The 10,398-nt window shown below is 64.6% G+C and carries 6 protein-coding genes and 1 pseudogene; 2 read left to right on the forward strand and 5 right to left on the reverse strand.

What is annotated here, in order from left to right:
• The 5 genes from IG169_RS08155 to IG169_RS08175 form a co-directional block, all read right to left on the reverse strand.
• The gene (locus IG169_RS08155; RefSeq protein ID WP_193175682.1) at nt 1-5,451 is read right to left on the reverse strand and encodes an alpha-2-macroglobulin family protein; all 5,451 of its coding nucleotides are present in this window, start codon (nt 5,449-5,451) and stop codon (nt 1-3) included.
• Nucleotides 5,452-5,552: 101 nt separating this feature from the next.
• Complete coding sequence (locus IG169_RS08160) at nt 5,553-6,590, reverse strand: branched-chain amino acid ABC transporter permease (RefSeq protein WP_193175683.1); 1,038 nt, start codon at nt 6,588-6,590, stop codon at nt 5,553-5,555.
• A 5-nt stretch (nt 6,591-6,595) separates the two neighbouring features.
• Nucleotides 6,596-7,462, reverse strand: coding sequence for a branched-chain amino acid ABC transporter permease (locus IG169_RS08165; protein WP_193175684.1), 867 nt, complete (start codon nt 7,460-7,462; stop codon nt 6,596-6,598).
• Entirely contained in the window at nt 7,462-8,184 is a 723-nt protein-coding gene (locus IG169_RS08170) for an ABC transporter ATP-binding protein (RefSeq protein WP_193175685.1), read from the reverse strand. Before IG169_RS08170 ends, IG169_RS08165 begins: the two co-directional genes overlap by 1 nt.
• Nucleotides 8,165-8,881, reverse strand: a complete 717-nt coding sequence (locus IG169_RS08175) for an ABC transporter ATP-binding protein (RefSeq protein WP_193175702.1) — start codon at nt 8,879-8,881, stop codon at nt 8,165-8,167. The genes IG169_RS08170 and IG169_RS08175 overlap by 20 nt, the downstream gene beginning before the upstream one ends.
• A 233-nt stretch (nt 8,882-9,114) precedes the next feature.
• On the opposite strand from IG169_RS08175, the gene IG169_RS08180 reads away from it, so the two are divergent.
• Nucleotides 9,115-9,978, forward strand: coding sequence for a dioxygenase family protein (locus IG169_RS08180; RefSeq protein WP_193175686.1), 864 nt, complete (start codon nt 9,115-9,117; stop codon nt 9,976-9,978).
• A 64-nt stretch (nt 9,979-10,042) separates the two neighbouring features.
• Nucleotides 10,043-10,398, forward strand: a pseudogene (locus tag IG169_RS08185) (mandelate racemase); the annotation flags it as partial.

Here is a 10,398-nt window from a genome sequence, read left to right on the forward strand (position 1 = left end):
TCAGTTGGCCGACACGATCATCCGGCCGGTCGCGGTGCGCGCCGAGAGTTCAGGCCGGTACATGTCCTCCACGCTCGCCGCCGGATGCGCGAAATTGCCGGGCGTCACGGCGCGCACGACATAGGCGAACGAGAACTCGTGGTCGTCGCGGCCGCTGCGGTTGAACGCCGCGACGAACCGGTCGTCGCGGTATTCGCTGTGCGCGTAGGATACCTGGCCGAGCCACGGAAAGTTTTTCAGCTGCGCCGAACCGAGAATGTTCGGATTGTCGAGTTCGAAGCCCGCCGGCAACAGGTCCGTGACAAGCAGGCGCGACGGCCAACTGTTGAGCTCGTTGATCGTCAGCACCACGACATAGCGCTCGTTCTGCTTGACCTCGGCGACGCTGGCCTCCTTGCCGTCGAGCGTGTAGTAACGCTGCGTAATGGAGAAACCCTCGCCGCCGGCCGGCAGCGGCTGCTTCGGCGCGGCGACCGCCGTCACCGTGACGCCGACCGGATCTGCGCCCCTGTTCGTCACCGTCACCGGTTCGACGCCCAGCTGCGATCCCTCGACCCGCTCGGCGAACGGGCCGTCATGCGTTACGCCATTGACATCGAGGTCGATCGTGTCGTCGGCGGTGGCCAGCGCGCGGGCCGCAAGCAGCATCCACGCTTCCTCCTGTGTCGAGGTCCAGCGGCTCTGTTTGCGGATGCCCGAGACGTAGCCGATCATGTCCTCGACCGACGAGATCGACGGCCTGGTCTCCGCGGCGAGCGCCAGCATCGCCGCGCCGTCGCGCAGCCGGGACCCGTAATCGCTCCGCCCAACCCGTTGCGCAGCTGTCGCCTGCGCCAGCAGGAAGGCCGAGCGGAACGCGTTTTCCGCGCCGATCTGGTCGCCGTAAAGCGCCAGGCTCGCGCCCAGTTGCGCCTGCGACATCGGGCTGGAGAACTCGTTGATCTGGCTTTCCGAATAGTAGCGCAGATCGGTCAGCGAAGCGCGCCGGTTGCGCGCCAGCACGTAGAGCGCATAGGCGATCTCGCTGCTGTGCGAGGCGATGTCATTGTTGTAGGCGAGCGTATTCTCGAGGTTTTCCAGCGCCTGTTTCATCGCCTGTTCCGGCACGTCGAACCCCTGTTCGCGCGCCCGCGTCAAAAAGTCCGTGACATAGGCGTCGAGCCAGGCATCGCCGCCGCCCGGGCCCCAAAGCCCGAAACTGCCAGCCGAGGACTGATAGTTCAGCACCCGGTCGATCGCGCCCTGGATGCGTTCCTTCAGGTCCGGATCGTCGGGCAGGCCGGCATTCTTGGCCAGTTGCGATACGTAGAGCAGCGGCAGCGCGCGGCTGGTCGTCTGCTCGGCGCAGCCATAGGGATAGCGGTCGAGCGTCATCAACAACGACGGAATATCGAACGCGGAGTTGCGCGACACGCCGATGGAGACCGACGCACCATCGAGAATGCTCGCGGCGAGCAATTCGCCGTCGATGGTCAGCGCGCCGCCATTCGCCGCCAGCGGGATCTCCATGCGCGTCGTTACCGGCAGCGTTTCGGCGCGCACCGGAATGTTGCGCACGGTCTCCAGCGTCATCCCGTTCCCGTGTGCCAGCCGCACGGTGACCGTGCCCGGCCCGATGTCCCGCGCCGAAAGCTGCAACCGGACGGCGTCGCGTGCGCCCGAGGCGAGCGTCACTATCGCCTCCTGCCGGCTCGCCGCCAGTTCTTCGCTCGTTTCGACGCTCAGCCGGTAGTCTCCCGCCGGACCGTCAGTGTTGGCGAGTTCGATCAGCATTTGCGCCGTGTCGCCGACCGCCATGAAACGCGGCGCGCTCGCCATGATCACCACCGGATCGCGGATGATCAGGTCCTGCGTCGTGTGGCCGACGCCGTCGCGCGTCCAGGCGACCGCCATCAGCCGCGCCGTGCCGTTGAACTGCGGCACGTCGAAGGTGACCGTCGCCTTGCCGTCGGCATCGAGCCGCACGATTCCCGAATAAAGCGCCAGCAGCTTCTCGGTCGGCGGGCTGCCCTTGGAGCCCATCTGCACGCCGTCGCCGCCGGTGCGCAGCTTGCCCATCTCGCCGGCCGATCCGTCGATCAGGCGGCCGTAGAGATCGCGCATCTCGAGGCCGAGCCGGCGCTGGCCGAAATACCAGTCGTCGGGCGCCGGCGGTTCGTAGCGCGTCAGGTTGAGGATGCCGACATCGACGGCGGCGAGCGTGACATAGGCTTCCTCGCCCGCCTGCGCGCCGGTCACCGATACGGGGATCGACAGGGTCGTGTTCGGTTCGATGCGCTCCGGCACGTCGAGCGAAACGGCAAGATCGCGCTCGCCGGGATCGATACCGAGCCACTTGACGCCGATGGCGCGCATCGGCATGCGCGATTGCTGCGCTTCGCCCGGCCGGAACAGCGTCGCGGTCACATAGGCGCCCGCGCCCCAGTCCTCGCTGACCGGGATGTCGACGGTCGTCCCGCCTTCCGGCACGGAGGCGGTGAAGGTGGCAAGCATACGCTCCGTGCCGATCGTGATCAGCGCCTTGCCGGCGAAGCGCGGCGAGACTTTCAGCTTCGCCGTCTCGCCCGGCGCGTATTGTGCCTTGTCGAGCGCGATCTCCAGCCCGTCCGGCGTGTCGGTCGACGACGCCTCGACATAGTAGCCGGCATCGAACCCGACGCTCGAGATCGGCCCGGCTCCGTCCGGCGAACTGACGTCGAGACGGAACCGTCCCCAGTCCACCGGCGCCGCAATTTCGGCCACGTCATCGGCGGACGCATCGATGCGGCCCGACGCGATCTTGGTCGTCAATTCGACCGGCTCGTATTTCCAGTAGGTTCCGTCGCGGTACCATTGATAATGCGTCTCGACGCGTACCAGCGACCATTGCAGGCCCGTCATGGCGACGCGCTCGCCCGCCGGATTGGCGGCGATCACGCTGAACTTCGCGACCGACCCCTCGGGCACCTGGAAATCCGCGAATTCCGGCTTGATGCCGATCATGTCGCCGGTCGGCGCGATGTCGAGCGACAGCGAACGCTCGACCGGGCGGCCACCGTTTTCGCGCATCCGCACCGTCACCGTGCCGGTGAGAAGCCGCGTCGTGTCCGGCGCCTCGTCGAGACCGACCTCGAACGTCGCCTTGCCGTTTTCATCGAGTACCGGCAGCCCTTCCAGCGCGTTGGTGCTTTCGGCCTCGCTGACGTCCTCGTCGCTCAGGCCGAAGACGTAGCCGGGGAAAGCGTTCCAGCTTTGTGTCGTCGCGATCGACATTTCGCCTTCCAGCGTCAATCCCGCCGCCGGGGCGCCATAGAGAAAGCGTCCATCGACCCGGATTTGCGTCGGCTCGCCGATCACCATGCCGCCGCCGGTCAGCGTGAACTCCGCCCGGTCCGGCACGAAGTCCTCGACCAGGAACACCTTCTCCGCCAGCGCCTCCTGCTTGGGATCGGTGTAGACGCGCATTGTCCAGGCGCCGCGCTGGGCGTTTTCCTGCAAGTCGAGATCCACCGAATGGCCGCCGAGCGCCGCGCCGTCGGAGACGATGCGGCGGTCTTCCATACCGTCCGGCCGGGTGAACACGAACACCATCGGCAGGTCGCCGACCGACCGCGCCGCGCCGTCGCGCGCCAGCGCCTGCGCATGCACGGTCTCGCCGGCCCGGTAGATGCCGCGCTCCGTCCAGGCATAGACGTCGAGCGCGCCGGCCGCCGGCCGGCCTGTCACGCCGCGGTCGGAGAGATCGAAACCCGCCCTCGTCAGGTCGAGAAAAACGTAGTCCTCGCCATTTTGCGCCGATAGCGCCGCCGGCTCCAGACCGCCCTCGCCGCGCGTCAGGCCGCGCTCGAACCGCGCCATGCCGTCACCGTCGGTTACGGCCTCGCCGAGTATCTCGTTGTTGCGCGCAATCAGCGTCAGCGACACCCCGCCAATCGGTCCGGCGCTGCCGAGCGAGCGCGCGAACACCGTCAGGCCGTCCTCGCCGTCAAAGGTTGTCAGCCCGATATCGGAGACAACGAACCACTGCGTCGCCTTGGACTGCCAGTATTCGCTGTGTTCGCCAACGGGTTTCGCAGTCAGGACATAGACGCCGGGCTTGCGCTGCGGCACCGCCTCGTCGACCGGGAAGCTTGTCGTCACTTCCTCGTTCAGGACGTTGCGGATATCCAGCTGCCCTTTCCAGACGGGCTCGCCGATCTCGTCGCGAATGCGGTCGAGCGAATAGCCGTCGAGCTGGGTCAGGAATTGCGATCCGGTGATCATCTGCGCCAGCGACCGGTCGCCGACACGGTAGAGTTCGAGTTCCGCCTTGTCGGTGTTGACGGTGACAACCGGAATACCGCGCCGGGCGGTGCCCGGCAGCACGAAATTGTCGCCGGTAAAGCGCAGGCTCTCGGCGCGGTCGCGTACGAAGAGATTGAGCGCCACCGGCTTCTCGAGCACCTCGCCGATCCCGGACGGCAGGCCGGCGCGCAGGGTGAGCCGGTAACGCTCGCCATGCTTCAGGCCGTCGACGCAGATTTCCCGCGTATTGACCACGAGAGCCTGCGGCGGCGCGCCGTCGAGCGTCACGAAGGATGCGTAATCGGCATCCGTCAGGTCCTCGGAGAATTGCACACAGGCGCGCGGCGTCTCCGCATCGGCGTCGATGGTATGCTCCAGGACCCGGAAACCGTAGCGGGCGCGCGCCGCGGCATAGGCCGCGCGCACATCGGCCGCGTCTGCCAGTTCCAGGCTCGCCTTGTAGGCCTCGATCGCAGGCCGTCCGTCGGCCAGTTTTTCGAAAGCCTGTCCCATCAGCTTGAGCGCCGCCGCACGGTCGGAAACGGTGCGCGAGGTTGCGTAGGCGTTCAATGCCGCGGACGCCGCCGTTTCCCGCAATTTTCGCGCTTCGTTGGAATTTGACCTTATGTTCAGCGACGCGCGCGCGATCCCCGCCCAGAATTTCGTGTCTTCGGGCGCCAGTCCCGCAGCGAGCCCGAATTTGCCCAGAGCGGCGCGCGCGTTGCCGGAATGCTCGGCCGAATAGGCCGCTCGCGCCAGCGCTCCGACGCTTTCCTGCAGACCGGCCGGCACGGCGGCGAGAATATTGGCGCGGTACGTGGTGGCGAGGTTCTTGTAGCCGCTGGCGAAATCGAGTTCACGCGGAGCGCCGAGATCGCGTTCGCCGCCGATATCGACCACGCGCCCGGCAATCGAGCCTTCCGATTGCTGCAACCGGCCGAAATCGGACTTCAGGAAACACCAGTTCACCTTCGAATTGTAGGTAAAGGCGCGGCAGCTTCTGTTGGCGAGGCAGATCGTCTGGCACTGGTCGAGACTGACATCCGTTTCCGTCGAAATGTCGAAGCCGTAGTAATCGCCGTTCTCTCTCAAGACCACCTGCCGCCCGCCCGTCTGGGCGCTGGCGATTTGCGCCAGGAGGGCGACCACAAAGATAACGGGAATGGCAAGAAACGCGCGCTTGAACATGGTGACAAGGCCTCCCGGGCCAGAACAGGATGTTGTTCCACGCTATTTCTGTAGACGAAGACTCGCAAGCAACCGCGCACGTATTATCTGGCGCGTGCGTTCTATTCGGCCGGCTCGACCCGGGGCGATGCGGCCGGCAACGTGGTCCCGGTCTCGAGACGCAATGATCGCGTGGTCGCGAAGACCGACGGCACGCCGCGCGCATGCAACGCGCCCCAGACGCCGCGCTTGTCGACCAGCATGACGGCGATCGCAATGGCGCCCATCATCATCAGGTACCAGGTGCCCCAGTCGGCCGTAAGTCCGCGCAGGGCAAAGAAAATCACGACCCCGATGATCGGGCCCTCGATGGTGCCGATGCCGCCAATGACAACGATGAAGATGACGAAAGCGGTCCACTCGTTGACGCTGAAGGCGGCCTCCGGAGAAATCCGGAGTTTCTGCAGGAAGATGAAAGCGCCGGCCAGACCGGTCATGCCCGCCGTCAGCACATAGATCAGGAATTTCGTGCGCCGCGTCCGGACACCGAGGCTTTCGGCGGCCGGCTCCGAATCACGGATCGCCGTCAGCGCAAGCCCCCAGCGCGATCGCAGCAGCGCCCAGACACCGAGCGTGGCGACGAGCGCGATGGCAAAGGCAACGTAATACATCGCCATCTCGCGTCCCGCGGTCGACGAACCGATGGACTTGACGATGGCGACGGGCAACGAGATGCCGGAACCGCCGCCAAGCGCCGTAAACTGCGCGGCAACAAGGCGGAAAACCTCCGCGATCACCCAGGTGCCGATGGCGAAATAGGCGCCCTGCAGGCGAAAGGCGACCCAGCCGGTCGGAATGGCAACCAGACCGGCGAAGACGGCGGCCAGCGGCATGGCAACGAGCGGATGCAGGCCGGTAAACATCGCGAGGCCGAAAAAGACATAACCGCCGAGGCCGACATAGGCCTGCTGGCCGACCGAAACCAGGCCGGTATAACCGGCAAGCAGGTTCCACATCTGCGCGAGCGCGAGAAAGCTGAAAGCCTCCATCAGCAGGCGCATATCGGCGCGTCCGGCCCAGAACGGTGCAACGGCGAGGATCAGGACAACGGCGACGAACAGGCCGGGCAGGCCAAAACGCAGGGCGGGAGCTTCGTTCATCGTCCTTATCCAATCGTCTTTGGAAACAGGCCCCTGGGGCGCAGGACGAGCACGGCGAGAAAGGCCAGATGACCGGCCAGCACCTGATAGCCGGTGTCTATCTGGGCGCCGATGGTCTGCGCCACGCCGAGGACAATGCCGCCGGCAAGCGTCCCCCAGATATTGCCAAGCCCGCCGATGATGACGGCCTCGAACGCAAACAGCAGACGCGCCGGACCGGCGGTCGGATCAAAGTTTGTCTTCATGGCGAGAAGAACCCCGGCCACCGCGACCACGCCGCTGGCCAGCATCGTAGCGAGTGCGAAGATATGCGCGTTGTTGCCGCCCATCAGCGGCACGATTTCTGCATCGTCGGACGTGGCGCGCAGGAGCCGTCCGAGCGCGGTATGGTAGAAGATCCACTGCAACAGGGCGAGAACCGCCAGCGCCGCCACGAACATCAGGATCGGCAGAAGGCCAAGGGCAACGACGTCGTTGAGAGATATCGAGGCCGTTTCGAGCCAACCAGTCTGCACACGGCGGCTGTCGGCGCTGAAGATTTCCAGAAGCGCGTTCTGCAGGATAATCGACAGGCCGAAGGTGACGAGGATCGGCGGCAGAATGTCCTTGCCGAGAACGCGGTTCAGCAGGAAGCGCTGCCCGAGATATCCGGCCGCCGCCATGATCACGACCACGAGCCCGATACCGACAAAAGGATTCACGCCCGCGATCAGCACACTGGTCATCATCAGGTAAGCAGCGACCACGATGAAATCGCCATGGGCAATGTTGACGAAACGCATGACGCCGAACATCAGCGACAGCCCCGCGGCAAACAGCGCATAAAGCCCGCCAAGCAGGACGCCCTGCAGCAGCGCATTGATCCAGACCATCAGGCGGCCTCCTCTTCGTCGATGCCGAAATAGGCCTTTGCGATATCCGCGCGCGTCAGTGTCTCGGGTGTCCCGGTCAGCGAGACGCGCCCTTCCTGGAAACAATAGATCCGGTCGGCGACCGCCAGCGCCTGGCCGACATCCTGCTCGACCACGACAATGGAGGTGCCTAGATCGTGAATGCGCGGCACGGCCGCGTAGATGTCCTTGATAATCTTCGGCGCGAGACCGAGGCTGATTTCGTCGCAAAGCAACAGCTTCGGATTGGACATCAGCGCCCGTCCGATCGCGACCATCTGTTGCTGACCGCCGGAAAGGGCAGTCCCCGGATTGCGGCGTTTGGACGTCAAATCGGGAAACAGGTCGTAGACCGCGTCCAGCGTCCACGGCCCGTCGCGGCCGCCGGACGCTCCGATCAGCAGGTTTTCCTCGACAGAAAGCGAGGGAAAAAGACGCCGGCCCTCGGGCACCATGGCGATGCCGCGCTTGTGCACCCGGTCGGCGCTGATGCCGGCGATCTGGCTGCCGGAGAAGACAATATCCTGCCCGACACTGGCGTGTAGTCCGGTCAGGACGCGCAGGAAGGTCGATTTGCCGGCCCCGTTGGCGCCGATAATCGCCACGGTCTCGTCCTCGGCGACCGAGAAACCGATTTCGAACAGCGCCTGGAAATCGCCGTAAAACGCGGTGAGTCCCCTCACCTCAAGCAGCGGCTGCGTCATCGACCTCGATCCCCATGTAGATTTCCTGGACCATCGGATCGGCCATGACCGCCCTCGGCTCGCCCTCGGCGACAATCTTGCCGAAGTTGATCACGACCAGCCGGTCGACCACGGCGAGCAGCGCATGCACGATATGCTCGATCCATACGATCGAGACGCCGGTTTCGCGGATACCGCGGATGGTGGCGACGAGCTGGCCGCACTCGCCTTCCGTCAGGCCCCCGGCGATTTCGTCAAGCAGCAAAAGCCGGGGCCGTGTCGCCATTGCCCGCGCCAGTTCCAGGCGCTTGCGCTCGAGCAACGTCAGCCGCCCGGCCTCGATATTGGCCTTCGCGGCAAGGCCGGAGCGCTCCAGAATGTCCCGGCACCACTGCCGCTTGTCTTCGGCATCCTGGCCGAAAGAAGCGCCGACAAGAAGGTTCTCGAAGACGGTCATGCCGATGAAAGGATGCGGGATCTGGAAGGTGCGCGCGATGCCCATGCGGCAACGGTCGGCGGCTGGCAGTTGCGTCACGTCACGGCCCTCGAAGCGGATTTGTCCCGACAAGACGGGCAGTCCGCCGCCGATCAGGTTGAACAGCGTCGACTTGCCGGCACCGTTCGGGCCGATGATGCCGACTGCTTCTCCCTGCATCACCTTGAAATTCACGTCGTCCGCGACGGTCAACGCGCCGAAGCTCTTGTTGACGCCGTGCATGTCCAGCAGCGTTGTCAAAACGCCCTCCTCCCCTGGATCGTTTCACCGGAAGCTGACGGGCGCGACGCCAAGCCGCAATATCGCAGCGAGTGTATGATGATACCCGCGAGGTATCCGCATCGGCGATCGGGAACGGTTTGGGTATCGACAGATACTCGGACGGGCATTGAGGAAACGTCCGGCGACCGACTTATTCGGCGGTGAGGTGGAACACGCAAGCTTGGGAGGAACCAATGCGCAACATCACGATCGAAAACCTGACGGACGCCGTCATCAAGGCCATGTCGGACGACATTCCGGCACGCAATCGCGAAATCATGACCTCGCTACTGCGCCATGTTCACGAATTCTGCAAGGAAGTGAACCTGACCTATGACGAGTGGACTGAGGGCATGGAATTCCTGCGACGCGCCGGAGACATCTCCAGCGATGCGCGCAACGAGTTCATCCTGATCGCCGACATCATCGGCATGGAAGTCCTCGTCGACATGATCGACAAGAAGCCGACCCATGGCGAAACCGTGCCAACGGTTCTCGGCCCCTTCTATCGCGACAATCCGCCGGTCCTGCCGAAGGGCGCGAGCATCATCCAGAAGGACTTCGAAAACCAGGAAACGCTGAAAGTGACCGGCCAGATCCGCGACACCGCCGGCAATCCGGTGCCGGGCGTGACCATCGACGTCTGGGAAGACGCGCCGAACGGCCTCTACGAGCAACAGGATCCCGATCAGCCGGATTACAATCTGCGCGGCCGGTTCGAGACCGACGCCGACGGCCGTTACGAATTCGTCTGCATCCGTCCGGTGCCCTATCCGATCCCCTATGACGGGGCCGCCGGCGAGTTGCTTAACTATATGGGCCACCATCCCTGGCGGCCGGGCCATATCCATTTCCTGATCCAGAAGGACGGCTACAAGACCCTGATCTCCCAGATCTACGACTCCGAGACAGAATATCTCGACAACGACTCCGTCTTTGCCGTCAAAGAGGCTCTGATCGGCCAGTTGAAAAAGGCGCCGGCAGGCTCCGGAAGCGACCTTGAGATGGAATTCGATTTCGTCATCCGCTCCAACGAAATGCTGCAGGCCGCCGAATAGCCTGTTCTCCCAGGCCCGGCCCTTCGGGGCCGGGTTTCTCCCACGCTTGACTGGATACTCTGCGATGAACGCCACAAACGCTCCGGCGACGGCTCCCGTTCTCATGCCCGCCGGTCTCGAGCAGGATGTGAAAGTCCGCGACATCCAGACCGTCATCATCGATGCGCCGACGCGCCGCCGCCACAAGCTCGCCAACACGGAAGTCTCGCACCAGAGCTACGTCCTCGTGTCGCTGCGCCTGGAAAACGGCGTCACCGGATATGGCGAAGCATCGACGCTGGGCGGGCCGAGATGGGCCGAGGAAAGCGTCGAATCCATCAAGTCGGTCATCGACACCTATCTCGCGCCAGTCCTGATCGGACGATCCGCATTGCAGTTCGAGGCCAATGCGGCGGTCATGGCGGCTGCAGCGCAGCGGAA

The organism is Oricola nitratireducens, from assembly GCF_014904745.1.
GTDB classification, from domain to species: Bacteria; Pseudomonadota; Alphaproteobacteria; order Rhizobiales; family Rhizobiaceae; genus Oricola; species Oricola nitratireducens.